General features: G+C 72.4%; 25 protein-coding genes. 9 read left to right on the top strand and 16 right to left on the bottom strand.

Going from position 1 to position 24,972, the window contains the following annotated elements; translation table 11 throughout:
- Positions 1 to 21: 21 nt before the first annotated feature.
- Positions 22 to 2,952: a penicillin acylase family protein gene (locus tag ACVGV2_RS04875; RefSeq protein WP_459164853.1), complete on the bottom strand. Its 2,931-nt coding sequence runs from the start codon at positions 2,950 to 2,952 to the stop codon at positions 22 to 24.
- Positions 2,953 to 3,127: 175 nt separating this feature from the next.
- Between ACVGV2_RS04875 and ACVGV2_RS04870 the strand changes: the two genes are divergently transcribed.
- On the top strand, positions 3,128 to 3,658 hold the full coding sequence (locus ACVGV2_RS04870) for a PH domain-containing protein (RefSeq protein WP_459164852.1): 531 nt from the start codon (positions 3,128 to 3,130) through the stop codon (positions 3,656 to 3,658).
- A gap of 107 nt (positions 3,659 to 3,765) precedes the next feature.
- Positions 3,766 to 5,247 carry a PH domain-containing protein gene (locus tag ACVGV2_RS04865; protein ID WP_459164851.1) on the top strand — a complete coding sequence of 494 codons (1,482 nt, stop codon included), beginning with the start codon at positions 3,766 to 3,768 and terminating at the stop codon, positions 5,245 to 5,247.
- 118 nt (positions 5,248 to 5,365) lie between these two features.
- Here the strand turns inward: ACVGV2_RS04865 and ACVGV2_RS04860 are convergent, their stop codons facing one another.
- The 3 genes from ACVGV2_RS04860 to ACVGV2_RS04850 form a co-directional block, all read right to left on the bottom strand.
- Positions 5,366 to 5,560 carry a DUF397 domain-containing protein gene (locus ACVGV2_RS04860; protein ID WP_459164850.1) on the bottom strand — a complete coding sequence of 65 codons (195 nt, stop codon included), beginning with the start codon at positions 5,558 to 5,560 and terminating at the stop codon, positions 5,366 to 5,368.
- A complete protein-coding gene (locus tag ACVGV2_RS04855) occupies positions 5,557 to 6,405 on the bottom strand; it encodes a helix-turn-helix domain-containing protein (RefSeq protein ID WP_459164849.1) in 849 nt (282 codons plus the stop codon). Before ACVGV2_RS04855 ends, ACVGV2_RS04860 begins: the two co-directional genes overlap by 4 nt.
- A gap of 119 nt (positions 6,406 to 6,524) precedes the next feature.
- Positions 6,525 to 8,258, bottom strand: coding sequence for a pyruvate dehydrogenase (locus ACVGV2_RS04850; protein WP_459164848.1), 1,734 nt, complete (start codon positions 8,256 to 8,258; stop codon positions 6,525 to 6,527).
- 209 nt (positions 8,259 to 8,467) lie between these two features.
- Here ACVGV2_RS04850 and bcp point away from each other — a divergent pair, with 209 nt between their 5' ends.
- Positions 8,468 to 8,941, top strand: a complete 474-nt coding sequence (bcp, locus tag ACVGV2_RS04845; RefSeq protein ID WP_459164847.1) for a thioredoxin-dependent thiol peroxidase — start codon at positions 8,468 to 8,470, stop codon at positions 8,939 to 8,941.
- 54 nt (positions 8,942 to 8,995) lie between these two features.
- On the opposite strand, the gene ACVGV2_RS04840 is transcribed toward bcp, so the two are convergent.
- From ACVGV2_RS04840 to ACVGV2_RS04815, 6 genes are all read right to left on the bottom strand, one after another.
- Positions 8,996 to 9,757, bottom strand: a complete 762-nt coding sequence (locus ACVGV2_RS04840) for a sulfite exporter TauE/SafE family protein (protein WP_459164846.1) — start codon at positions 9,755 to 9,757, stop codon at positions 8,996 to 8,998.
- Positions 9,758 to 9,896: 139 nt separating this feature from the next.
- Positions 9,897 to 10,502, bottom strand: a complete 606-nt coding sequence (rdgB, locus tag ACVGV2_RS04835) for an RdgB/HAM1 family non-canonical purine NTP pyrophosphatase (RefSeq protein WP_459164845.1) — start codon at positions 10,500 to 10,502, stop codon at positions 9,897 to 9,899.
- The gene (gene rph, locus ACVGV2_RS04830) at positions 10,502 to 11,254 is read right to left on the bottom strand and encodes a ribonuclease PH (RefSeq protein WP_459164844.1); all 753 of its coding nucleotides are present in this window, start codon (positions 11,252 to 11,254) and stop codon (positions 10,502 to 10,504) included. Before rph ends, rdgB begins: the two co-directional genes overlap by 1 nt.
- Before the next feature lie 83 nt (positions 11,255 to 11,337).
- Positions 11,338 to 12,108: an MBL fold metallo-hydrolase gene (locus ACVGV2_RS04825; protein WP_459164843.1), complete on the bottom strand. Its 771-nt coding sequence runs from the start codon at positions 12,106 to 12,108 to the stop codon at positions 11,338 to 11,340.
- Positions 12,099 to 12,920 (bottom strand): glutamate racemase, encoded by an 822-nt coding sequence (murI, locus tag ACVGV2_RS04820; protein WP_459164842.1) that lies wholly within the window; start codon positions 12,918 to 12,920, stop codon positions 12,099 to 12,101. The genes ACVGV2_RS04825 and murI overlap by 10 nt, the downstream gene beginning before the upstream one ends.
- Positions 12,917 to 13,555, bottom strand: coding sequence for a rhomboid family intramembrane serine protease (locus ACVGV2_RS04815; RefSeq protein ID WP_459164841.1), 639 nt, complete (start codon positions 13,553 to 13,555; stop codon positions 12,917 to 12,919). The genes murI and ACVGV2_RS04815 overlap by 4 nt, the downstream gene beginning before the upstream one ends.
- A 153-nt stretch (positions 13,556 to 13,708) precedes the next feature.
- Between ACVGV2_RS04815 and ACVGV2_RS04810 the strand changes: the two genes are divergently transcribed.
- Entirely contained in the window at positions 13,709 to 14,914 is a 1,206-nt protein-coding gene (locus ACVGV2_RS04810; RefSeq protein WP_459164840.1) for an SMP-30/gluconolactonase/LRE family protein, read from the top strand.
- A 118-nt stretch (positions 14,915 to 15,032) separates the two neighbouring features.
- Here the strand turns inward: ACVGV2_RS04810 and ACVGV2_RS04805 are convergent, their stop codons facing one another.
- The 6 genes from ACVGV2_RS04805 to clpS form a co-directional block, all read right to left on the bottom strand.
- The gene (locus ACVGV2_RS04805; RefSeq protein ID WP_459164839.1) at positions 15,033 to 15,983 is read right to left on the bottom strand and encodes a PLP-dependent cysteine synthase family protein; all 951 of its coding nucleotides are present in this window, start codon (positions 15,981 to 15,983) and stop codon (positions 15,033 to 15,035) included.
- A gap of 97 nt (positions 15,984 to 16,080) precedes the next feature.
- Positions 16,081 to 16,359 carry a MoaD/ThiS family protein gene (locus tag ACVGV2_RS04800; RefSeq protein WP_459164838.1) on the bottom strand — a complete coding sequence of 93 codons (279 nt, stop codon included), beginning with the start codon at positions 16,357 to 16,359 and terminating at the stop codon, positions 16,081 to 16,083.
- An 86-nt stretch (positions 16,360 to 16,445) separates the two neighbouring features.
- Entirely contained in the window at positions 16,446 to 16,901 is a 456-nt protein-coding gene (locus ACVGV2_RS04795) for a M67 family metallopeptidase (RefSeq protein ID WP_459164837.1), read from the bottom strand.
- Positions 16,902 to 16,999: 98 nt separating this feature from the next.
- Positions 17,000 to 18,037 (bottom strand): P1 family peptidase, encoded by a 1,038-nt coding sequence (locus tag ACVGV2_RS04790; protein ID WP_459164836.1) that lies wholly within the window; start codon positions 18,035 to 18,037, stop codon positions 17,000 to 17,002.
- Between the two features lie 7 nt (positions 18,038 to 18,044).
- Positions 18,045 to 18,629: a DUF2017 domain-containing protein gene (locus tag ACVGV2_RS04785; RefSeq protein ID WP_459164835.1), complete on the bottom strand. Its 585-nt coding sequence runs from the start codon at positions 18,627 to 18,629 to the stop codon at positions 18,045 to 18,047.
- Between the two features lie 106 nt (positions 18,630 to 18,735).
- Complete coding sequence (gene clpS / locus ACVGV2_RS04780) at positions 18,736 to 19,029, bottom strand: ATP-dependent Clp protease adapter ClpS (protein WP_459164834.1); 294 nt, start codon at positions 19,027 to 19,029, stop codon at positions 18,736 to 18,738.
- A 192-nt stretch (positions 19,030 to 19,221) separates the two neighbouring features.
- Between clpS and ACVGV2_RS04775 the strand changes: the two genes are divergently transcribed.
- The 5 genes from ACVGV2_RS04775 (at position 19,222) to ACVGV2_RS04755 (ending at position 24,969) form a co-directional block, all read left to right on the top strand.
- The gene (locus ACVGV2_RS04775; RefSeq protein ID WP_459164833.1) at positions 19,222 to 20,529 is read left to right on the top strand and encodes a nicotinate phosphoribosyltransferase; all 1,308 of its coding nucleotides are present in this window, start codon (positions 19,222 to 19,224) and stop codon (positions 20,527 to 20,529) included.
- A gap of 330 nt (positions 20,530 to 20,859) precedes the next feature.
- Positions 20,860 to 21,429 (top strand): isochorismatase family protein, encoded by a 570-nt coding sequence (locus ACVGV2_RS04770; RefSeq protein ID WP_459164832.1) that lies wholly within the window; start codon positions 20,860 to 20,862, stop codon positions 21,427 to 21,429.
- 298 nt (positions 21,430 to 21,727) lie between these two features.
- Complete coding sequence (locus tag ACVGV2_RS04765) at positions 21,728 to 23,653, top strand: ATP-dependent DNA helicase (RefSeq protein WP_459165876.1); 1,926 nt, start codon at positions 21,728 to 21,730, stop codon at positions 23,651 to 23,653.
- A gap of 90 nt (positions 23,654 to 23,743) precedes the next feature.
- Positions 23,744 to 24,031 (top strand): type II toxin-antitoxin system Phd/YefM family antitoxin, encoded by a 288-nt coding sequence (locus tag ACVGV2_RS04760; RefSeq protein WP_459164831.1) that lies wholly within the window; start codon positions 23,744 to 23,746, stop codon positions 24,029 to 24,031.
- Between the two features lie 365 nt (positions 24,032 to 24,396).
- Complete coding sequence (locus ACVGV2_RS04755) at positions 24,397 to 24,969, top strand: biotin transporter BioY (RefSeq protein WP_459164830.1); 573 nt, start codon at positions 24,397 to 24,399, stop codon at positions 24,967 to 24,969.
- Positions 24,970 to 24,972 lie beyond the last annotated feature (3 nt).

The following is a 24,972-nucleotide window of genomic DNA, read 5'->3' as shown; positions in this document are numbered from 1 at the left end:
CGGCGTTGCCACCCCGCGGAGCTACTCCCGCGGGCGGTGCTCGGGGAACTCGACCACCTGCTGGTACGTCGGGCGGTTTTGCCAGCTGATCGGATCGTGGCTGATGCCGCCGAGTTCGGAGTGCACCAGCGCGTCCGCGCACCACTGGTCCCCGGCCTCGCAGGTGTCATCGCCCGGGTAGGTCTGCTCGGGCGGGGTGCGCTCGGCCTGGCGCAGCGTGTCGAGCAGCATCGCGCGGCACTGCGCCTGATCACCTCCGCCGCACTTCGCCCCGTCCGGCCCACCGGGGACGTCCTCGCCGAGGACGGTGCGCAGGTCGTCGAGAACCTGCCCGTACCAACCGCTTTGGAACGCCGATCCCTGGTGGCCCTGCCCGGCCTGCTGGTCCGGGTCGGCATTCTGCCACCCGGAGGGCGACTCGTTGACGCCCATGGCACCGGTGAGCGCGGTGAACGCCCGCTCGCCCACGGCCGGCTCGAACACACCGCGCACCAGCCGCGGCCACCAGGCGTCCATGAGTCGGATCGCCTCGGCGTGCGCGTACTCGCGGCTGCCCGGTTCGGTTTCCGCGCGCTGCCCGCCGGAGGACTGCCAGGTCCGCAACTCCTCGACGAGTGCGGCGGTGCGCTGATCGTCGACCGGGGCGCTGTCGATGATCCGCAGCAGCGCGGGCAGCACGCGTTCGGCCCGCAGATCGGTCAGCCCGGCGTCCGCCATCGCCGCGGTGAGATCGGCGCGGTCGACGCCGCCGCGTTCGACGAGCCCGCGCACCCGGCCGTCCAGCAGGTCCACCCGCTGCACCGCGCCCTTGTTCGGCTGCGCAGCGGCGGTGCCGGCGGCCTGCTTGTTGTTCCAGTCCACGAAGTAGTCCTGGTCGCGGGCCTGCGGGTGCTGCTCCGCCGGTGCGTAGTCCGCGGTGTTGCCCCGCGGATCCCACCCGCGCCACTCGTTGTTCGGGTCGGAGGCGATCGGCAGGCTCGGGTCGACGTGCGGCGGGCGGATCACGTTGTCGCCCGAGTTGAAGTAGGCCGTGTCCCGGTCATCGGCGTAGAACCAGTTGAAGGTGAAGTTCACGTCCTCGGCCGCGCGCTGGAAGTCCGCACCGGACCGGATCGCAGAGGGGTCGTTGAACTGCTGGAAACCGGTGATCGAGTCGACCTCGTGCAGGAACGTCGACCGCGCGGTCGTGTAGGCCACCGGACTGCCGTCCACTGTGGCCCGGTGCGTCACCGGACCGTAGGCGGTGCGGTAGGCGCGCAGCGTGTAGGAGCCCGCTCCGGTGCCGTCGCCGAGCGTGGGTTCCCAGGAGTTCTCGCGTTCCACGGTGCGCATCGGCACGCACTCGCCGCGGAACTCGTAGTGCTCGGAGGACCGGGTGGGCGCACTGCCGTCGGGTTCGCACAGCCGCACCGCGTAGGTGTCCACGATGTCCTGCTCCGCGCTCGTGGCGCTCCAGGCGTAGTCCTGGCCGCGGCCCAGCAGGGTGTAGAAGCTCAGGCCGGCGAACGAGGCGCCGCGCGAGGAGATGCCGGGTCCGTGCAGTTCCTGCAGCGTCAGCAGCTGCGGGGCGAAGTAGCCGGTCTGCGGCCCGAACACGGCGATCGGATGCCCGCTGCCGGTGTGCTCGCCGGAGACGACGAGCGCGTTCGACATGCCGCGCTGCCGCGCCATTCCCTCGGGCACGACGCCGTCGGAGAACATCCCGCGCAACGCCTCCCGCGGATGTTCGCGGGGGTCGCCGCGCGGCTGCGGTGAAGTCGCGGGCCCGGAGCCGGTTTCGGCGGCGGTGCCCTGCTCGTCGAAGGTGATGTCCTGCTCGATCACCGACCCGGGATCGGGCAGCGCCGTCCCCTTCGGGTTCTCCGGGGACTGCCCGTAGGGGAAGCTCGCGTCGTGCACCGTCGTGGTCGCGCCGGGGTGGTCCTGCGCCTGGAAGGTGCGCCAGGCGCGGTCGCCGCGTTCCGGTCCGAGGCGTTCCTGCAGTCGCATGCGGGCGACGGCGTTGTCCACTTCCCCGCCGCCACCGCCGCCGAACTGGGCACCGACGAGCGCGGCGAGCACGACCAGGTCGGTCAGGCGGAACGGTTCGATCTCGCCGACGTCGGTGATCGGGTCGACGTGACCGGTCGCCACGTACTCGCCCGGGAAGTCGCGGTTCTCCCGCGCGTGTCCGATGTAGGCGTTGATACCTTCCACATAGGACTTCGCGTCGCGCAGCGCTTGTTCACCGCGTTCGCCCTGGCCGGCCACGTCGGCGATCTGCGCGCGCAGTTCGTGCTCGGTGTACGGAGCGGCGGCGAAGAACTGCTGCTCCAGCTCGCGGTTCTGCTCGGCTCCGCCGGCGAACGAGCTGACCTGACCGCGTCCGGCGCGCCGCAGCACGTCCATGAGGAACAGCTTGTCCTCCGCCGTGGTGTAGCCCGCGCCGAAGGACGTGCCCGAGCGGGTCTCGCCGTAGATGTGCGGCACTGCCAGCTGCTCGTCGCGGACCACGGTGACGTCCTGCCGCGGCCGGTACTCGCGGGCGATGTCCTGTTCGTCCACGCCGAAGGAATTGTCCCGGAAGAACCGGTCGATGGTGCCGGTGTCCAGCTCCCGGTACCCGTCGGCCAGCCGCGCGTACGGTTCGAGCTGGTCGTCGGTGTGCGGTGGTTTCGTGCCCAGCAGGATGTGCCCGACCAGATCGCCGAAGGTGGCGTTGCCGTTCTGCCCGGGCGGCAGGATGTGGTCGCACTGGCCATCGCAGTAGTCGGTGGGTCCGCCCGGTGTCGCGTCGACGTCCCGCTGCGCTCCGGCGGCGGGGGCGAGCAGGCCTCCGGTCAGCACCGCGGCGAGCGCCAGGGCCGTGGCCGCGACCCACCGGCCCGTCCGGCTGCGCCGGTTCGTCCTGCCCCACCGGAACCGCGCGGCGCGCTCGTGCCCCGGCGTGCGCGCGTGTCGACCTCGTGCCATGCCTCGCGGCCCTCCCGTCGTTGACCTCCTGGCACAACGATCACGACGTTCCCGACGAAACGATCACCGGGTGGAAATGATCCGAACGGAGTAGCTCGCCGCGGTCTGCGCGAGAATGGGCGCACGAGCCCGCACCCCCGGCGGGCTCCGACCACCGACCGCAGCGGAGGCCACTGTGTCCACCCCGGAAGACCTGCCGCGCCCGTCGAGCGGTGCCGCGGCCGCCCTGCCGCGCGCTCCGCGGCACCGCGTGCACCGACGGGCGATCGCGTGGTGGACGGTGCGCTCCGCCGCCGGATTCCTGGTCGCGCTCGCCGCACTCGCGGTGCCGACGCTGCTGCTGCCGCCGGCCCGCGGGTGGCTCGTGGCGGCACTGGTGGTGCTCGCCGTGGCCGGTCTCGCGCACGCCACGGTCATGCCGCAGTGGCGTTACCGCGTGCACCGGTGGGAGGTCGCCGCCGAAGCCGTCTACACCCGCTCCGGTTGGATCAACCAGGAGTGGCGGATCGCGCCGATGTCGCGGATCCAGACCGTCGACACCGCCCGCGGACCGCTGCAGCGGGCGCTGCGGTTGGCCAGCGTCACGGTCACCACGGCTTCCGCGGCCGGGCCGATCACCGTCGAAGGGCTCGACCGGGAGGTCGCCGAACGACTCGTCGCGCACCTGACCGAAACCACGCAGGCCACACCGGGAGACGCGACGTGAACGCACCGCACGGATCCGACCCGGCAAGCGACCCGGCAAGCGGCGCGGCAAGCGACCCGGAAAAAACCCCGGGAAACGGCGTCCAACCCCCCGCCCCGTGGCGGCGGTTGGACGCGCGCGTGCTGCTGGCCACCGCCGCGCTCACCCTCGCCCCGCTCGTGCCGACGGTGCTGGTGATGCTGCTCGGGCCGGCCCGGATGACCACGGTGGTCCTCACCGCGGCGGCCTGGATCGCGTTCACCGCACTGGCCGTCGCGTCCAGCGCGGTCGACTGGTCCGTCACCCGCTACCGCGTCACGACCGAGCGGTTCGAACTGCACCGCGGCGTGCTCACGCGCAGCCACCGGTCGATCCCCCGCGACCGCATCCGCAGCGTCGATCTCACCGCCAATCCGGCGCAACGCGCCCTCGGCATCGCGGTGGTCAGCATCGGCACGGCCGAGCAGGGCGAGCAGGAGGCAGCGCTCAAGCTCGACGCGCTCGCCCGCGCGGATGCCGAGGCGCTGCGCGGTGCGCTGCTCGACCACCCGCAGGCCGCCGAGCAGCACGCCGACACCGGTGACGTGCTCGCCCGGATGCGGGCGCGGTGGTTCGGCTACGCCGCGCTGACCGCGTCACTGGTCCTCACCGTGTGGGGTGCGGTGCTGTCCGCGCTCAGTTCGCTGCGCGACCTGCTCGTGGCGTGGGGAACGCCCGAGCAGGCCGGCAGGCTCGCCGGCAGTCTTCCGCTGTGGCTGGTGATCGCCGCCGCGGTCGTGTTCGGACTGCTGCTCGGCATCGCCGGATCACTGGTGATCTCGGTGGAGCAGTGGTGGCGCTTCCGGCTCAGCCGGCGGCCGGACGGCACGCTGCTGGTGCACCGCGGTCTGCTCACCACGCGCGCGGTGTCGCTGGAGGAACGCCGCCTGCGCGGCGCGGAACTGGCCGAGCCGCTGCTGCTGCGACTGTTCCGCGGCGCCCGGCTCACCGCGGTGACCACGGGACTCGGGGGTGCGGCCGGACGCGGCGGCACGGAGAAGTCGGCCCTGCTGCCGCCGGCGCCGCGCTCCGCGGCCGAAAGCGTCGCCGCGGCCGTGCTGCAACGCCCGTGGCCCGCCGCCGCGCTCGTGCGGCACCCGCGCGCCGCGTTGCGCCGGCGCCTGCTGCGCGCTGCGGTGGTTGTGCTGCCGCCGGCCGCCGTGCTCGCCGCGGGCGCGTGGTGGGGGTGGCTGCCCGTGCCGGCGGCGGTGGCGCTCGGCGCGGTGGTGCTGGTGGCGGCCGCGGCGTTCGCCGTCGACGCCTACCGCAGTCTGGGGCACCGGCTGGACGCTGAGCTGCTGCTGGCGCGGTCGGGAACAGGGGTGCGCAGGACGGCGGTGCTCTACCGCGGCGGGATCATCGGTTGGCGCGTGCGCCAGACCTGGCTGCAGCGGCGCGCCGGCGTGCTCACGCTCGGAGCAACCACCGCAGCCGGCAGCGGTCATTACACCGTGCGGGACGTCGGCGTCGCGGACGGGTGGGCGCTGGCCGATCGGGCGGTGCCGGGACTGCTCGCGCCGTTCCGCGCGGACGAGTCCACCGCGGATACCACCGCGGACGCCGAGGAGTAGTGCGCCCCAGTGGTTTCGAGTTCCGCCGAGGCGGCGGAGGCCCGCTGGGCCAGTGGAGTGGTGCGGGAGCGGCGGTGGTCACCGCCCGCGGCGGCCGAGCCGCTCCCCCGCGGCGGCGTCAGCCGTCGAAGCCGCCCCGCTTGACCCGTTCGGTGAACAGCTGCCATTGCCACGGCGAGCACGTGACGTGCCCCGCAGCTCGGTTTTTCGTGTCGCGTACGCCGACGCGGTCGGCTCCGAAGCCGACTTCGACGCACTGCCCCTGCCCCTGCGTGCGGGTGCTGGTGCGCCAGTCGGAGATGTAGCCCGTCACAACTCCTCCATGCGGTCGTTGATCAACTGCACCGAGCCTCGCGGGCTCATCGCGTGCGCTCGCAAATGCTCCATCATCATCACGTAGTTCGACAGTTCAGCTTCCCGCTCCAGGTACAAACCGCCCACCTGGGTTTCCAGGTAGACCACGTCCGGGTCAACGTTGCTGGAGTACCGCAGGATCACGAACGGACCCGCCTGCGCCGGATGCGCGCCCGCCTCCAGCGGCATGACCTGGACGGTGACGTTGGGCAGTTCCCCGAGTTTGAGCACGTACTCCAATTGGCGGCGCAGCACGTCGGACCCGCCGACCGACCGGCGCAGCGCCGCCTCCCCGATCACCGTCCACAGCTCCAGCGGGTGGTCGCCGTGGACGCGGTCCTGCCGCTGCATCCGCAGTTCCACGCGACGCGCGATTTCCGCCTCGTCGGCGCGGAAGAGCGTGGCCCGGGTGATCGCGTGGGCGTATTCGCGGGTTTGCAGCAGACCGGGAATCGCCTCGGCCTCGTAGGTGTGGATCGACGATGCTTCGGCCTCCAAGCCGACGTACGTCTCGTACCACTCCGGCAGCACGTCGCTGTAGGAGTGCCACCAGCCGCGTTTGCGCGCGTCCCGGGCCAGGTTGACGAGCTGCTCCCTTTCCTCCCCGCGCACGCCGTAGAAGTCGAGCAGGCCGGAGACGTCGCCCACGGACGGCGAGCGCTTCGCCGTTTCGAACCGCCCGATCTTGGCCTGCGTGCACCCGAGGTGCGCGGCGGCCTGGTTCTGGGTGACTTCCGCGCGGCCGCGAAGCCTGCGCAGCTCCGCGGCCAGCCTCCGACGACGCACGGTGGGACTGACTGTCATGATCTCCAGTCTCCACGCGCGCACACCGCGCGTCACCACCTCGTCACCCGGACGGCAGCCAGTGGCGCACCACCCGCCGGCCGTGATCACCGCTGCCCGGGATCGACTCATCTCTCCCCTCACGGGCGGGGGACGTTGCGGATGTTGGACCGCGCCAACTGCAACATCTTCCCCACACCGCCGGAGAGCACGGTGCGGCTGACGGCGAGCGCGAAACCCTTGACCTGTTCACCGGTGATCTTCGGCGGCAGCGACAGCGCGTTCGGATCGGTGACGACGTCCACCAACGCGGGCCCGGGCCGGTTGAGCGTCTCCTGCAGCGCGCTGTCCACTTCACCGGGTTTCTCCACGCGCACCGCGGGGATTCCCATGGCCGTGGCGACGGCGGCGAAGTCGGTGCCCGCGTCGTCGGTGCCGAAGTCCGGCAGACCGTCCACGAGCATCTCCAGTTTCACCATGCCCAGGGACGCGTTGTTGAACAGCACGACCTTGACCGGCAGCTGGTGCAGCCGCAGCGTCAGCAGATCACCGAGCAGCATGGACAGACCACCGTCACCGGCCATCGCGATGACCTGCCGGTTCGGATCGGCCTGCTGCACGCCGATGGCTTGCGGCAGCGCGTTGGCCATCGACCCGTGCACGAAGGAGCCGAGCACGCGCCGCCGACCGTTGGGGGTGACGTAGCGCGCGGCCCACACGTTGCACATCCCGGTGTCCACTGTGAACACCGCGTCGTCGGTGGCGGCCGTGTCGAGCTTGTCGGCGACGTACTCGGGGTGGATCGGCACGTGGCTTTCCACGTTGCGGGTGTAGGCGTCCACCACGCGCTCCAGCGTCTGCGCGTGCTCGGACAGCATCCGGTCCAGGTAGGAGCGGTCCTGCTTCTGCTCCACCTGCGGCAGCACGGCGCGGATCGTTTCGGCCACGTCGCCCTGCACGGCCACGTCGAGCACGGTGCGGCGGCCGAGGTGCGAGGGTTCGATGTCCACCTGCACGGTGTTGGCCTGCGGCAGGAAGTTGTCGTAGGGGAAGTCGGTGCCCAGCAGCACCACCAGGTCGGCGCGGTGCATCGCCTCGTGGCACGCGCCGTAGCCGAGCAGACCGCTCATCCCGACGTCGTACGGGTTGTCGTACTGGATGCACTCCTTGCCGCGCAGCGCGTGGCCCACCGGCGCGTTGACGCGTTCGGCCAGCTGCATGACCTCGCTGTGCGCACCGCGGGTGCCCATGCCGCAGAAGAGCATCACCCGCTGCGCCTCGTTGAGCTTGCTGGCGAGTTCGCGCACCTGCCCCGCGGAGGGGACGACGGTGGGTGGCTCGCTGTGCACCAGGGCCTGCTCCGCGGGGTTCACCGAACTGCGTTCGGCGACATCGCCCGGCAGCACCAGCACGGACACCCCGCGGCGCCCGATCGCGTGCTGGATGGCCGTGCGCAGCAGCCGCGGCATCTGCTCCGGCTGGGACAGCAGCTCGCAGAACCGGCTGCACTCGGCGAACACCGACTGGGGGTGGGTTTCCTGGAAGAACCCGGTCCCGATCTGCTCGGACGGGATGTGCGAGGCCAGCGCCAGCACCGGCGCCCCGCTGCGGTGCGCGTCGTAGAGGCCGTTGATCAGGTGCAGGTTGCCCGGTCCGCAGCTGCCGGCGCACACCGCGAGCTTGCCGGTCACCTGGGCTTCCGCGCCTGCCGCGAACGCGGCGGTCTCCTCGTGCCGGACGGGAACCCATTCGATGCCTTCCGTCCGTCGGACCGCGTCCACCACGGGGTTGAGGCTGTCGCCGACGATGCCGTAGATCCGTTCGACGCCCACCTGCTTCAGCACCTCGATGAACTGGTCCGCGACCGTGGCCATCGTCCTCCGCCCTTCGGAATCGATCTCCGCCCGCTGGATCCGCCGACGCGCAGGCCCGGCGCACACCTCGAGGCGCTTCCCGCGGGCCCCGTTCCCCGGCCTACGCGTGCGGGCGGGCACGCGCAACTCGGACGCGCCCGGGCAGTCCCGGGACGCGTTCGGACAGCCCTGCCTGTTCGAATCTTCCGGCGGCGGATAACGTCGCGAACATGAGTGAACAGCAACCGTTGCAGGTGGGCGATCCCGCCCCCGATTTCACGCTGACCGACGCGGACGGCAACCAGGTCTCGCTGACCGACTACCGGGGCCGTTCCGTGGTGGTGTACTTCTACCCGGCCGCGAGCACACCAGGGTGCACGCGCGAGGCCTGCGATTTCCGGGACAACCTGGGCGAGCTGAACGACGCCGGTTTCACCGTGCTCGGCGTCTCGCCGGACAAGCCCGACAAGCTCGCCCAGTTCCGCGACGACGAGGGGCTGACGTTCCCGCTGCTGTCCGATCCGGACAAGGAGATCATGTCCGAGTGGGGCGCGTTCGGTGAGAAGAACAACTACGGCCGCGTCGTGCAGGGCGTGATCCGTTCGACGTTCGTGGTCGGACCGGACGGGACGATCGCGCAGGCGCTGCGCAACGTGCAGGCAACCGGCCACGTCGACCGGCTGCGCCGCGAAATCGGGGTCTAAAGGCCCCGCACTCCCCGCCACTGCTCTCCCGGCGGGCAGTGGAGGGACGCACGCTCACTCGAGGAACAGCCAGATCGCCACCGCGACAGTGATGCCGACGACGACGTAGCGCAGCAGCGTGCCCGGAAGCCGCTGGGCGAGCTTGCCCCCGAGGAACCCGCCGACCACCGTGGTCGGCACCAGCGTCGCCACCGCGATCCAGTCCACCGGGGCGACGAGCGAGTACACCACGAGCGTGACCGCGCTGCCGAGCAGGCCCAGCCAGCTCTTCAACGCGTTGAGACTGCGCATCGTGGCCGAGGCGCCGAGCATGAGCAGCGCGATCAGCACGACGCTGCGGGCGCCGCCGAAGTACCCGCCGTACACCGAGGCCAGCAGGATCCCCACGAACAGCAGCGCAGTCCGGTCGCCCCGCACGCCGTCGTCGGACGTGCCGAGCAACCGGCGGATCTGCTTCTGCAGCGCCATGAGCACCGCCGACAGTGCCACCAGCACCGGCACCACCGCGTCGAAGACCGAGCTCGGCAGCACCAGCAGCAGTACGCAGCCGCCGGCGGAACCGAGCACCGCCGCGATCGACGTGAGCACGAGGCGACGGGGAGCTCCTTCCAGGTCGGCGCGCTGGCTGTAGGCCGCACCGACGAAACCGGGGCCCTGCGCCACGGAGTTCGTCACGTTCGCGACCAGCGGCGGCATGCCGGTGGCCAGCAGTGCGGGAAACACCAGCAGCGAGCCGCCGCCGGCGACCGCGTTGATCGCGCCGGAGAAAAACCCGACGAGCGCCAGCAGGGCGGGTTCCAACCAATCGGTGAGCACGGGCCTCGAAATTAGTCGGTCCGCCACGCACGGTCAGAGCAAGGCGAGATCGATCACACCCGCGCTCGTCGTGCCCGGTCCGTGCGGTACCGCTGTCCGGCAGCCGCACCGCACGGACCGCCGGCCGACGCGAATCCCGCTACTCGGCGAGTGCGCGCAGACTCGGCAGCAACGCCCGCAACGCCCGGCCGCGGTGCGAATCGGCGTCCTTCTCCTCCGGTGGGAGTTCCGCGCTGGTGCGGGTCTCCCCTTCCGGCACGAACACCGGGTCGTAGCCGAAGCCGTTCTTCCCGCGGGGTTCGCGGACGATGGTGCCGGGCCACTCGCCCCGCACGACGGTGTGCGAACCGTCGGGGCGGGCCAGCGCCGCCGCGGCAACGAACGCACCGCCGCGCCGCTCGTCCGGGACGTCGTGCAACTGCCCCAGCAGCAGCTCCAGGTTCGCCCGGTCGTCGCCGTGCCTACCGGACCAGCGCGCGGACAGCACACCGGGCATCCCGCCCAGCGCGTCCACGGTGATGCCGGAATCGTCGGCCACCGCCGGGTAGCCGGTGGCGCGCATCGCATCGACCGCCTTGGCCACCGCGTTGTCCTCGAACGTCGCCCCGGTCTCCGGGGCTTCCGGGAACGCGGGCACGTCGCCGAGCCCGATGACTTCGAGCCCGGTCACACCCGCCTCGGCGAGGATGCGCCGCAGTTCGCCGAGCTTCGCCGCGTTGCGCGTGGCCAACAGCAGGTGGCTCATCACCCGCTCCCCGGCAACGTGCCCGGGTACGGCGCGGCCAGCGCCTCCGCCTGGAGCTCGGCCAGCCGGGAGCAACCTGCCTGGGCGGAGTCCAGCATCTGGTCCATCGTGGAACGTGGGAACGTGGCACCTTCGCCGGTGCCCTGCACCTCCACGAGGGTGCCGTGGTCGGTGGCGACGACGTTCATGTCCACCTCGGCGCGGGAGTCCTCCTCGTAGGGCAGGTCCAGCCGCACGCGGCCGTCCACCACGCCGACGCTGATCGCCGAGACACCGCAGGACAGCGGCTTCGGGTCGGACAGCCGGCGCGCCGCGCGGAGGTAGGTCACCGCATCCGCCAGCGCGACGTACGCACCGGTGATCGCGGCGGTGCGCGTGCCCCCGTCGGCCTGGATCACGTCGCAGTCGAGGGTGATGGTGTTCTCGCCGAGGGCGGACATGTCGATGCACGCCCGCAGCGACCGACCCACCAGCCTGCTGATCTCGTGCGTGCGTCCGCCGATGCGTCCCTTCACGGATTCGCGCACGCCCCGCGTGTTCGTCGCCGAGGGCAGCATCGCGTACTCCGCCGTGACCCAGCCGAGGCCGGATCCGGCGCGCCACCGCGGCACTCCTTCCTGCACGCTCGCCGCGCACAACACGCGCGTCCGACCGAACTCCACGAGTACCGACCCGGCCGGCCAGTCCTGGTACCCGCGCGTCAACCGCACCTCTCGGAGCTCGTCATCGCTCCGTCCGTCAACTCGTGCCACGTCTCCCACCTTAGGCACTCGATCGCTGCCGCCACGCGCCGCCTCTGCTCGGCGGCCGGCGGCCCTCGTCGTCGTCAGAGTCGTCAGATCTCGTAGCGGCCGCCCGCGACGACGAGCTCCACCGGACCTGCGTACTCCGCGGCGGCCTCGCCCCGCACCCGCTCGGCATCCATCCACGGCTGCAGGTGCGTGAGCAGCAGTCGACCGGCCCCGCCCGCCTGCGCCAACCGCCCGGCCTGCGTACCGGACAGGTGCAGGCCCTCCGGCACGTCCGGTGAATGCGGCCAGGACGCCTCCGCCAGCAACGCGCTGCCGCCCGCGGCGAGCGCGGTCAGCCCCGGGAACGGCCCGGTGTCGCCGGTGTAGGCCAGCAGGCCTTGCCCGTCCGAGATGCGGAAGCCCCACGTGGGGCAGACGTGGTGCACCGGCACCGGTTGCACGTCGAAGGCGCCGATCCGCAGCGGCAGCTCGGACAGCGGGTGGAAGTCGAACACGTCGCCGAGATCGGTCTCGCCCCACTCGGGCACGCTCGTGGCGTACAGCGCGGCCAGTCGCTGCGCAGCGCCTTCCGGGGCGTACACGGGCAGGCGCCGACTGCGCGGATCGTAGGGTGGCGACGGGTGGTACCGCCGCAGCACCGTCATCGTCGCCACGTCCGCGCAGTGGTCGGCGTGCAGGTGGCTCAGCAGCAGCGCGTCCAGGTCGAACGGGTCCGCGTGCCGCTGCAGCGGGCCGAGCGTGCCGTTGCCGAGTTCGAGCGCGATCCGCGTGCCCGCCGATTCGAGCAGGTATCCCGAGCAGGGCGAGTCCGGTGCGGGGATGCTCCCGGAACACCCCAGAATCGTCAGATCCACGCGCTCGAGCGTGCCACGGCCCGCGGCTGGACGGCATCGGCCACCAGGCCGGGACCGATGAACCTCGTGGCCAGCCGGCTGAACCGTTCGGGCGAGCCGGTGCAGCGGAACTCGTGGTGGGCAACCCGATCGGGTTCGGCCAGAAGATCCTGTTCGGTGAGCACGCGGAGCACGTCCTTGGCGGTCTCCTCGGCGCTGGAGACCAGCGTCACGTGCTCGCCCATCGCGAGCTGCACCACCCCGGTCAGCAGCGGGTAGTGCGTGCAGCCCAGCACGAGCGTGTCCACCCCCGCCTGCTGCAGCGGGTCGAGGTAGCTCTGCGCGAGGCCGAGGATCTGCCGCCCGCTGGTGGTGCCGCGTTCGACGAACTCGGCGAACCGCGGGCAGGCGCTCGTGGTCAGCACGATGTCCGGGGCCGCGGTGAAGGCGTCCTCGTAGGCCCGGGACGAGATGGTGGCGCGGGTGCCGATCACGCCGACGCGCCGGTTGCGCGTCGTGGACACGGCTCGGCGCACAGCGGGCAGCACCACTTCGACCACGGGCACGCCGTAGCGCTCCCGGGCGTCGCGCAGGCAGGCCGCCGAGGCGGTGTTGCAGGCGATGACCAGCGCCTTGACGCCCTCCTCGACGAGCGCGTCGGTCTGCTCCAGGGTTCGCGCGCGGATGTCGGACAGCGGCCGCGGGCCGTACGGCGCGTTCGCGGTGTCGCCCACGTAGCGCAGGGACTCCGCGGGCAGCTGGTCCATGATCGCGCGGGCGACGGTCAGACCGCCCACGCCCGAATCGAAGATGCCGATCGGCGCGTTGCTCACCGGTACAGTGTGCCACCGGGCGCGGACCCGGACGGGCGGCGCGTGCTGCGCGCCACCAGCCACGCGGCCAGCGCACCGCCGAACGCGCCGAACAGGTGCCCCTCCCAGGACACGCCCGGCTGCCCGGGCAGCACGCCCCACAGCATCGATCCCCAGAAGATGAACAGCACGATCGCCACCGCGATCTGCCCCGTGTTGCGCTGCAGGAATCCGCGCAGCAGCAGGAACACCATCCAGCCGAACACGAGGCTGGACGCGCCGATGTGCGGATCGGGCGCGCCGACGAGCCACGTGCCCACACCGGCGGTGATCCACACGGTCGCGGTGACCACGAGGAACTGCCGCACACCGCCCGACAGCGCGAGCCAGCCGAGCACGAAGAACGGCACGGTGTTCGAGACCAGGTGCGACCAGCCGCCGTGCAGCAGCGGGGCCCAGAGGATCCCGTCGAGGCCATCGACCTCCCGCGGGACGATGCCGTACTCGTTGATCAGTCGCAGGCTGTTGACCGCGCCCATGGCGAGATAGCTCTGCACGGCGTACAGCACGGCGAGGAACAGCAGCATGCCCACTGCCGACCGGGCCGGGTTGGCCGGGAGCACGCGCGCGTTCGGACGTTGCGGCAGCCTGTTCACGCCCCCGAGGCTACTGGTCGAAACGTCCGTTGACGCCAGGCCGGCCCGGAATCGTCCACCACCGGTAAGCTGACCGGCGTTCGCCCTCGTCGGCTGCTGCGACATGACTGCTGCGACACACCTGCTGCGACATGCCTGCCGGAAAGGTCTGGATTGGTCGAGTTCGACGTCGCCGTGCGCACCGCGGTGCGGCACGGCCGCTCACCCGTGTGGGACTCCCGAACCGACACCGTGCTGTGGGTCGATCACCCGGCGGCGAGCGCGCACCGCTACTCGCCCGGCCGCGGCACCGACTCCGCCATGCCCGCACCGCAACCGGTGGGGGCGGCGCTGCCGCGGGCGCGCGGCGGGCTGCTGCTGCACCTCGACGACGGGCTCGCGCTGTTCGAGGCGGACGGCGAGACGCGCACGTGGCTGGCGTACTGGGCGCGGGAGGGGTTGCACGCGGCCACGAGCGCCGTCGACCTGCACGGCCGCGCCTGGGCTGCGAGCACACCGCTGGGGGCACCCGCGCAGTGCGGCGGCTTTCCCGCAGAGCAGGCCTGGCCCGCCGAGCAGGCCTGGCCCGCCGAGGACGGGCAGGACGCGACGGCTGGCCGCGACGGCGAGCGCGCCCGCTCGACCGCGTCCGGAGGGGAACGTCACGCCGAGCGCGGGCAGGTCGCCGAGCGCGGGCAGGTCGCCGAGCGCGGGCAGGTCGCCGAGCGCGGGCAGGTCGCGGAGCGTGTCCGGCCCGTCGAAAGCGAGCAAGCCGCGGACGGCGGCGGGTGGCTGGTGCGCGTGGCCCCGTCCGGTCCGGTGCGCACGGGATTGCGTGCGCTGCCGGATCCGCGCGGATTGGCTTTCGCTCCGGACGGCACGCGGTTGTACCTGGCCGATGGCGCGACCGGGCGGGTCGAGGTGATCGCGTTCGACGCGGACGGCGCCGAACTCGGCCGGCGCCGAGCGCTGGCCGAACCCGGTGCACCGGCGGGCGGCCTCTGCGTGGACGCGGCCGGCTGCCCGTGGGTGGCGCTGCCCGGTGCGGGCGTCGTGCGCCGCTACACACCGGAAGGGGTGCTCGACCGCGAAGTGGCGCTGCCCGGGCACCGGCCGACGGACTGCTGCTTCGGCGGGACGCGCCTGAACGACCTGTACGTCACGACTGCCGACGGTCCGACCGGTGCCGCACCCGGCCCTCCCGCCGACTCGGCCGGTTCTCCGTCCAGCCCGCCCGGCGCCTCACCCGGTGGTCGAGGAGCCTCACCCGATGCTGCCGGCACAGCGGAGGGCACCGAGGAGGGCGCCGCGGAGCGGGCGGCGCTGCTCGTCGTCCCGGACGCGGGCGAGGGCGTGCGCACCCCCGCCTTCGCGGGCTGAGGCCCGAGCACGACCGCATCACGCACCTCACCCGCTCGGGCTGTGTGGACATTTCTCGAGAAATGTCCGCGACTTTTCTCGAGAAATGTCCGCACGCCCCGGGTGCGCGCTCGGCGCGTCAGGCCCAGAGCTGGCCGTCCAACCGCTCCGCCGCCTCGTCGATCGTGCCGCTGTAAGCACCGGTGGACAGGTACTTCCACCCCGCGTCGGCGACGGGGAACACGATGTCGGCGGACTCGCCGGCGGCAGCCGAACGTTCCGCCATGGTCATGGCCGCGTGCAGCACGCCACCGGTGGAGATCCCGGCGAAGATGCCCTCGCTCTCCAGCAGCTGGCGGGTGCGCCGCAGCGCGTCGTACGAGCCGACGGAGAACCGCCGGCTGAGCACGTCCTCGTCGTAGAGCTCGGGCACGAAGCCCTCGTCCAGGTTCCGCAGCCCGTACACGAGCTCGCCGTAGCGCGGTTCGGCGGCGACGATCTGCACGCCGGGCCGCTGCTGGCGCAGGTAGCGCCCCACGCCGACGAGGGTGCCGGTGGTGCCCAGCCCGGCCACGAAGTGCGTGACGCTGGGCAGGTCGCGCAGGATTTCCGGGCCGGTGCCGCGGTAGTGCGCGTCCGCGTTGGCCTGGTTGCCGTACTGGTACAGCATGACCCAGTCGGGGTTCTGCTCGGCCAGCTGCTTGGCCACCGAGACGGCCTGGTTCGAGCCACCGGCGGCGGGCGAGGAGACGATCCGCGCGCCGAAGGCCTGCAGCAGCTGGCGGCGCTCCTCCGAGGTGTTCTCGGGCATCACGCACACCAGGCCGTAGCCCTTGAGCTTGGCGGCCATGGCCAGCGAGATCCCGGTGTTTCCGGAGGTGGGTTCCAGGATGGTGCACCCGGGGGTGAGGCGGCCTTCCTTCTCCGCCGCCTCAATCATGCCCAGCGCAGGGCGGTCCTTGATCGAACCAGTGGGGTTGCGGTCCTCGAGCTTCGCCCACAACCGGACGTCCGGGGAAGGCGACAACCCCGGAAGCCCCACCATCGGAGTGTCCCCGAGGGCGTCCAACAGCGAGTCGTAGCGGGCCACGTTCTGCCTCCAAGATCAGGGCTGTGAGATCGAAGGACCACCCGTGCGCGGGCCGTTGCCGCGGCCTCCGCCGGCGGGAACGGCCCGGGGCGGTGCGTCAGCGCATGCCACCGGCGACGGCTGGCAGGATCGTGACGCTGTCCCCGTCGGACACCGGGGCCTCGAGACCACCGGTGAAGCGCACGTCCTCGTCGTTGACGTAGACGTTGACGAACCGGTGCAGGCTGCCCTCCCGGACGAGCCGGTCCTTGAGCCCGCTGAAGTTGCCGTCGAGGTCGTTGATGACCTCGCCCAGCGTGTTGCCGGCGGCCTCGACCGACTTCTCACCGCTGGTGTACGAGCGCAGGATCGTCGGGATGGACACCTTGACTGCCATGGAAATACCTCCTGATCGGGATACGCGGGACGGGACGACAGCGCGCCGCCGCGCCGGAACTCGGCGCGGCGTCGGGAAATGCGGGCTCAGCCCCGGTCGGGCACCTCGTCGGCACCGGTGTGGGCGAACATGTACGACTCCACGACCTCGACCGGCTCCTCGGTGACGGTTCCGTCCACGATGCGGTAGGAGCGCAGCTCGTAGGTCTCCGGGTCCCGGGTGGACACGAGCACGTAGTGCGCGTTCGGCTCCGAGGCGTACGAGACATCCGTGCGGGAGGGATAGGCCTCCGTCGAGGTGTGCGAGTGGTAGACCACCACCGGCTCCTCGTCGTTGGCGTCCATCTCCCGCCACACCCGCAGCTGTTCCTGCGAGTCGAAGCGGTAGAAGGTGGGCGAACGCTCGGCGTTGATCATCTCGATGAAGCGCTCCGGGCGCTCCGACCCCTCCGGGCCGGCGATGACACCGCACGCTTCGTCCGGGTGGTCCCGTCGGGCATGCGCGACCATCGCGTCGACGAGGTCGCGTCGGATCACCAGCACAGACACCATCCTAATGAATGCGGCACCGGCCTCCCATCATGTGGGAGCACGCTCTTCTCCGGTGCGGTTTCCCTGTCCAACGTCCCGTCCACCATGATTCATTCCCGCGTCGACGGGTACCGAGCCGTGTAGCAGCTCACCTCGCCGACCGGCTCCGCGGCGAGCACGCCGCGCACGATCGCCCGGGCGGTCACCTCGGCCGCGGCGGCGCACAGCGCGTCCAGCGCCGCCGGCCACCCCGCCGAACCGACCTCCGGCCACCCGGAGCGCCGCCCCGTGGCCAGGGCGAAGGCCGTGTCCCCGTCGGTGATCCCGTGCGCCGGGCGCACCGCCCGGGCGATGCCGTCGTGCGCGGCCACGGCCAGGCGCCGCGCCTGCGCCTTGTCCAGGGCCGCGTCCGTGGCCACCGCCCCGATGGTGGTGTTCAGCGGCCGGCCGACGGGACCGTGCCGGCCCGGCCGCTCACCCGCGTGCTCGCGCGCGGCGGCCACCTCGGCCGGGTCGGGCGCGCGCAGGTCCGGCGGAGGGTGCCAGGGCAGCCCCGTGCCCGCGTCGACGACCGGGCCGGCGGAGTTCACCGCCCACAGCGCGCCCACCGTGCTGCCCGCTGCGGCCGTGTCCCCGCCCACGGTGGCCGAGGCGGTGCCCAGCCCGCCCTTGAGGTCGCCCGCGACCGCACCGGTCCCCGCGCCGGTGTTGCCCTGGGGGAACTGCTCCGCCGTGGCCGCTGCGCAGGCCCGGTAGCCGAAGTCCGCGTCCGGGTGGTGGCGGTACTCGTTCAGCGGCAGGTCGAACAGCACGGCCGCGGGCACGACGGGCACGACCTGCGCCGGGTCCGGGCCCACCGGCACACCGCGTCCGCGCTCGGCCAGCCAGCGCATCACCCCGTCCGCGGCGGCCAGGCCGAACGCGCTGCCGCCGGCGAGCAGCACCGCCTGCACGCGCTGGACGAGGTGCTCCGGGGCGAGCACGTCGGTCTCCCGCGTGCCCGGACCGCCGCCGCGGACGTCGACGGCCGCGGCCGCACCGCCCGGGGTGAGGAGCACGCTGGCGCCGGTGGCCCGCTCCTCGTCGAGCTGCTGGTCGTGCCCCACCTGCACGCCGGGCACGTCGGTGATCGCGTCGCGCGCTACCACGCCACGGTCACTCCACCAGCGCGGTCACGAGGTTGTCCTGCACCCAGGTCAGCCAGTGGTAGACGCCGAGGTGCTCGCGGCGGAGCTCGTCGGTCTCCGCGTCGTCGACGAGGTCGTCCTCACCGTCCTCGCCGACCTCGAGCGCGGTGCCCAGGGCCAGCCGCACGTCGTTGAGGGCGGTCAGCCACTGGTCGGCCTGCTCACCGGTCAGCTGCACGGATCCCCCGTCGACCGGGCACGTGTTCAGCACCAGGTCGGCCACTTCGGTCTTGGCCTGCACGAGCTCCGGCTCGTGCAGCGAGCGCAGCGCGCCGGCGGCGTTCTCGTCGGTCTCGCCGTCGGACTCCGCGGCCGCGTCGGCGGCGTCGGTGCGGAAGAAGTCCGGCAGCAGCCGCTCCAGCACCTTGTCCTCGGGCGGCTCGGTGGGGCCGGTGCGGATCCCGGTCAGCTCGGCCAACTCGTCCTGCGGCGCCTCCCCCGACCGCGCGGTGAGCATGTCCTTGATCTGGCTCACGAGGCCGCGGATGACGGCGGCCTCCTGCTGGGACAGCTGGGTCACCACGTGACCGTTCCTCCGGGTCCAGCCCTCCACGTGACGTCCTCACTCCTCGTCTCGGCGTAGTGGGTCTCGGCGCAATGGGTCTCGGCGTGGGGCTCGACGTGCAGCCCGCCGCCCTCGCGCGGTGCGCGGCGGACGGTCAGGAGTCCTTCTGCATCGTCGCCCACAGGCCCGCGGCGTGGAGCTTGGCCACATCGCCCTCCACCTTCTCCTTGGAACCGGAGGAGACCACCGCGCGGCCCTTGTGGTGGACGTCCAGCATCAGCTTCGTCGCGTGGTCCTTGCTGTAGCCGAAGATCTTCTGGAAGACGTAGGTCACGTACGACATGAGGTTGACCGGATCGTTCCACACCACGGCCAGCCACGGCTGGTCCTCGGTGCCGTGCTCGGCCGGTTCGAGCTGCGCACGCTCAGCTTCAGCGGGCGAGGTCATGTCCCCAGTCTGGCACGGGCCTTCCGGCGCGGGTCGGCCGCGTGCTCACCGGGTGGCCCGCGCCCCGCCCCGGCGGGCGGCCGGTTTCACCCGCGCGGGGCAAAACGCCGACGAAGACGCCGACGAGGGCGAGCGGGCGCGACGGCCGAGCCTGGCGCGGACGACGCCACCGCAACACGTAGCCTCTGCGGCATGACCGCTGCGAGCACTCCGACCACAGCGCTGCGCACCGACCAGTACGAGTTGACCATGCTCGCCAGCTCGCTGCGCGACGGAACGGCGCACCGGCAGTGCGTGTTCGAGGTGTTCACCCGGCGCCTGCCGAACGGTCGCCGCTACGGCGTGTTCGCGGGCATGCCCCGGGTCCTCGAGGCGATCGAGAACTTCCGCTTCGACGAGCAGACCCTGCGGCACCTCGGCGAGAACGGGCTCGTGAACGAGCGGACCCGGCAGTGGCTGGCCGACTACCGCTTCAGCGGCGACATCGACGGCTACTCCGAGGGCGAGCTGCACTTCCCGGGCTCACCGGTGCTGACGGTGCGCGGCACGTTCGCCGAATGCGTGCTGCTGGAGACCGTGGTGCTGTCGATCATCAACCACGACAGCGCGATCGCCGCGGCCGCGGCGCGCATGGTCTCGGCCGCGAACGGGCGAAGCATCACGGAGATGGGATCGCGCCGCACGCACGAGCACGCGGCGGTGGCCGCCGCCCGCGCGGCCTACCTGGCCGGGTTCGGCGCGACGTCCAACCTCCAGGCCGGGGCGCACTACGGCATCCCCACGGCGGGCACCGCCGCGCACTCCTTCACCCTGCTGCACGACTCGGAGCGCGCCGCGTTCGAGGCGCAGGTGGCCGAGCTCGGTCCGCACACGACGCTGCTCGTGGACACCTACGACATCACCCGGGGCATCGAACTCGCCGTCGACGTGGCCGGCACCGACCTGCGGGGGGTGCGCATCGACTCCGGGGACGTCGGCGTGCTGGCGCGGCAGGCGCGGCAGCAGTTGGACGAGCTGGGCGCAACGGCCACGCGGGTGATCGTCTCCGGCGACCTCGACGAGTACGCGATCGCCTCGCTGCGGGCCGAGCCCGTCGACTCCTACGGGGTGGGCACCTCGCTGGTGACCGGCTCCGGTGCGCCGACCGCCGGGATGGTCTACAAGCTCGCCGAGGTGGAAGGCCGGCCGGTGGCCAAGCGCAGTTCGAACAAGGAGTCTCGCGGCGGCCGCAAGGCGGCGATCCGGCGGCACAAGGACACCGGCACGGCCGTGGAGGAGGTCGTGTACCGGCTGGCCCCGGACGTGGCGGAACCACCGGCGGGGCCGCACGACCGGCACATGCAGCGCCCGCTGATGCGCGGCGGGCAGCGGGTGGACGACCTGCCCACGTTGGAGGAGGACCGCGAACGGCTGCGGCACGCGCTGGTGAGCCTGCCGTGGGAGGGGTTGAAGCTCTCGCACGGCGAGCCGGCCATCCCGACGGTCTTCCCCCGGCCCTGATCCCCCCCCGGGCGAGCCCTTCTCGGACCCGGTCCTTCCCCGACCCGACCCGGCTGGGCATCCCTGCCTGGCCGCATCCCTGCCTGGCCCCACCCCGGCTGGGCCGTCCCCGGCCTGAACCAGGTCCGGGTCGGACGCCGGTCCCGGGGCGAGCTGGGAGCAGGACCTCCCCGGCGGCCGGGCCGCTGAACCCGCGCCTGTTCACCGCCGCCGGTGCACCGGCGCATACTGGGCGGCACAGCTCCCGCGGGCGGAGCTACCGAACCTCCCGCCGCGCGCAGGCGCGGCGGGAAGCAGGCGTCGCGCAGGCGCGGCAGGAAGCAGGTCGCAATGTCCAGGGCACTGATCATCGTGGACGTGCAGAACGACTTCTGCGAAGGCGGGGCGCTGGCCGTCACCGGCGGCGCGCGGGTCGCCTCGGCGATCACCGCCCGGCTCGGCGCGGACGAGCACGACGTCGTCGTGGCCACCCGCGACTACCACATCGACCCGGGGGCGCATTTCAGCGACCAGCCGGACTTCGTGCGCTCGTGGCCGCGCCACTGCGTCGCCGGCACACCGGGAGCGGCGTTCCACCCGGAGCTGGACGTCGGCCCGATCACCGCGGTGTTCGACAAGGGCCAGTACGACGACGGCTACTCGGGGTTCACCGGTGTGGATCCGCAGCAGCGGCGGCTGCCGGACTGGCTGGCGCAGCGCGGTGTGGAGCACGTCGACGTCGTCGGGCTGGCCACCGACCACTGCGTGCGTGCCACGGCGCTGGACGCCGCGCGGTCCGGGTTGGGCACGGCGGTGCTGCTCGACCTGACCGCGGGCGTGGCGGCCTCCACAGTGGACGCGGCGATGCTCGAGATGGACGAGGCCGGCGTGGAGCTCACCGGCAACCCCGTCGTGGCCTGACCGCCGTGGTCTGACCGCTGTGGCCTGAACCAGCGGGGTTGCGCCGCGGAACCCCGCGCGCAGAACGCAGTCCTGCTCCCGCCGCCCGGCGCGGTAACGTCGGAGCGTGGCCCGTTCCGTTCCCCGCTGGTCGAACCCCGACGCCTTCGCCCCCGATGAGGACGACACCCCACCGCCGGAGATCGCCGCGGCACTGCCGACCTCCGGCGGGGACTCCGGCCCGGTGGCGGACCTGTCGACGCTGCTGAGCGCGGCCGTGGAGGCCGTCGGCGGCACGGAACGCAGCGGGCAGGCGCGCATGGCCGAAGCCGTGGAGCACGCCATCGACACCGGCGAACACCTGGCCGTGCAGGCGGGCACCGGCACGGGCAAATCGCTGGCCTACCTGGTTCCGGCGCTGCGGCACGCGGTGCGGCAGGGCAAAACGGTGGTCGTGTCGACCTCGACGATCGCGCTGCAGCGGCAACTCATCGACCGCGACCTGCCCCGCCTGGCCGAGGCGCTGACCGGCGTGCTGGGTCGGCGGCCCACCTTCGCGATCCTCAAGGGTCGGCGGAACTACCTGTGCCTCAACCGGATCCACGGCAACGCCCCGGCCGAGCCGGAGGAGGGGCTGTTCGACCCGTTCGCCGCCTCGTCGCTGGAACGCCAGATCAACCGCTTGCAGGAGTGGGCGCAGGAGACGGAGACCGGTGACCGCGACGAACTGGTCCCGGGCGTGAGCGACCGCGCGTGGCGCCAGGTGTCCGTGACGGCGAAGGAGTGCCTCGGGGCGCACCGCTGCCCCATGGGCGACGAGTGCTTCGCCGAGCTGGCCCGCGCGGCCACCGCGCAGGTCGACATCGTGGTGACGAACCACTCGCTGCTGGCCATCGACGCGCTCGACGACCGCTCGATCCTGCCGGAGGCCGACGTGGTCGTCGTCGACGAGGCGCACGACCTCGTCGACCGCGTCACCTCCGCCGCGACGGGCGAGCTCACCGCACCGCTGGTGAGCAACGCGGCGCGGCGCTGCGGCCGCGTGTTGGACGAGCGCATCGCCGACGCGCTCGCCGAAACCGCCGACGGGGTGGAGACCCTGCTCGGCGACGCGCCGGTCGGCCGGGTGGACGAGCTGCCGGAGCAGCTGGCGGGGCTGCTGCGCTCGGTGCGGGACGCGGCCTCCTCGTGCGTCATCGCGCTCAAGCCCACGCGCGGCGAGGACGTGAGCGGTGACAGCGCCCGCGCGCTCGCGCACGCGGCGACCGAGGAGGTGCACGAGACCGCCGTGCGCCTGCTGGACGCGTTCGACGACGGCGAGACGCGCGACGTCGTGTGGGTCGCGGCGGAGCACAACCGGCCGCGGGCGCTGTGCGTGGCACCGCTCGGCGTGGGCGGGCTGCTGCGCGAGCGGCTGTTCGGCAAGCGCACCGCCGTGCTCACCTCGGCGACGCTGGCGCTGGGCGGGTCGTTCGACACGCTGGCCCGGCAGTGGGGGCTGCCGCCGCGCGAGTCGGCGCGGCTGGCGGCGGACGCGGCCACCGACCGCGACGTGCCCGCAGACGGCTCGGGGCCGAAGTGGACCGGGTTGGACGTGGGATCACCGTTCGACTACCCGCGCAGCGGCATCCTCTACATCGCGCGGAAACTCCCCTCGCCCGGACGCGACGGGCTGCCGACCGAGTACCTGGACGAACTGGCCGAGCTGGTCACCGCCGCGGGCGGGCGCACGTTGGGGCTGTTCTCCTCGATGCGCGCCGCGCGCCAGGCGGCCGAGGAGCTGCGCGAGCGGCTGGACCTGCCGGTGCTGTGCCAGGGCGAGGAGTCCACGTCCCAGCTGGTCGCCCGGTTCGCCGAGGAGGAGTCCGCCTCGCTGTTCGGCACGCTGTCGCTGTGGCAGGGCGTGGACGTGCCCGGGTCCTCGCTGAGCCTGGTCATCATGGACCGCATTCCGTTCCCGCGCCCGGACGACCCACTGGCCTCGGCGCGGCAGAAGGCGTTGAACGAACGCGGCGGCAACGGTTTCCTCACCATCGCGGGCACGCACGCGGCGCTGCTGCTCGCCCAGGGCGCGGGCAGGTTGCTGCGCACAGCCGCCGACCGCGGCGTCGTCGCCGTGCTCGACCCGCGGTTGGCGACGGCGCGCTACGCCGGTTTCCTGCGCGCCTCGCTGCCGCCGTTCTGGACGACGCACGACCCGCAGGTGGTGCGCGGCGCGCTGCAGCGGCTCACCACCACGTCCTGAGCTCGTTGCCCAACAGCACGATAAGCACAACTATTGCGACCCATTGATCTCAGTGACTGCAGTTCACATTACTGCAGGTACAGTGCACCCATGAGCGCGGAAGGGTTCCATCAGGACGATCCGTCCGACGGCGTCGACGTGAACCTGTCAAACGCCCGCCCCCACCTCTCCGACTACGCCGAGAAGGCCAAGCAGGGACAGACCGTCTACCTGACCAATCGCGGCAAGCGGGTCGCCGCGCTCGTACCGGTCGACGTCGCCGAAGCCCACGCCGAACTCGAAGACACCTACTGGGCCCGCCGCGCAGCTGAAGCCGAAGAGTCCGGCATCATCTCCTGGGACGAGGCCATCATCGCCCTCGAGGGTGGCGATCGGTGAGTCACCGGCACCTCGAAATCACCCGCGACGCCGCGAAATCTACGACCGATAACACCCGTTCCTGCTGCAGCGAACACCGACCACCGCTCCCGGCCGCCCGCCGAAGCGGGAACGGTCCGACCCGCCCGGCCGCCGCGCAGCTGAGGGCTCACGGGCCCGCGCCCGCGTGAGCCCGGGGGCCTGTGCACCGGATCCCCTGTGAGCCGGGACACGCCCGCCGTTGTGGACGTTCCACAACGCGGACCGCTTCTTTCTGTACCGCCGGGGACGCCGGGTACGTTGTGCCCGTTCGCCGCGCGGGCCACCCGCAACGGCGAAGCCCAGGATCGATCCAGGCTCCGCGGAGCACGACCGAGGGGAGACCGTTGTCCGCAGGAAGCGACGCGCTGCCCGCCGCCAACCTCGCGCGCACCGTCGTCTTCGCAGCGTTCATCGCCGTGCTGGGGTTGTTCCCCGGGTTGCAGTTCGCCGCCGTCCCGATCGTTCTGCAGAACATGGGGCCGCTGCTGGCGGGCAGCATCCTGGGGGCGCGACGCGGCGGTGCCGCCGTGCTGCTGTTCCTCGTGCTCGTGGCGATCGGCCTGCCGCTGCTGTCCGGCGGCCGCGGCGGGCTCGCCCCGCTGTTCTCACCGAGCGGCGGTTTCATCCTCGGCTGGCTCCTCTCGGCCGTGGTGACCGGTTGGATCGCCACCCGCTCGCCCGGGCCGCCGCGGATCCCGCTGCTGCTGCTCGCCAACACCGCCGGTGTCGCGGTGGACTACCTCGTCGGCATCCCCTACTGGGGCGTGCTGGTCGGCGACCTCCCCGCGGCCGCCCTGCAATCGGGGGTTTTCCTCCCCGGCGACGTCGCGAAGATCGTGCTCGTGTCGCTGGTCGCAGCAGCGGTGCACCGCGCCGCCCCGGCGGCCCCGGCCGCCGCGACGAGCCGGAGCGGGTGAGCC

Source organism: Bounagaea algeriensis (assembly GCF_054491375.1).
Note: the sequence above shows the minus strand (reverse complement) of the source record. Positions and strands in the feature narration are given on the sequence as shown.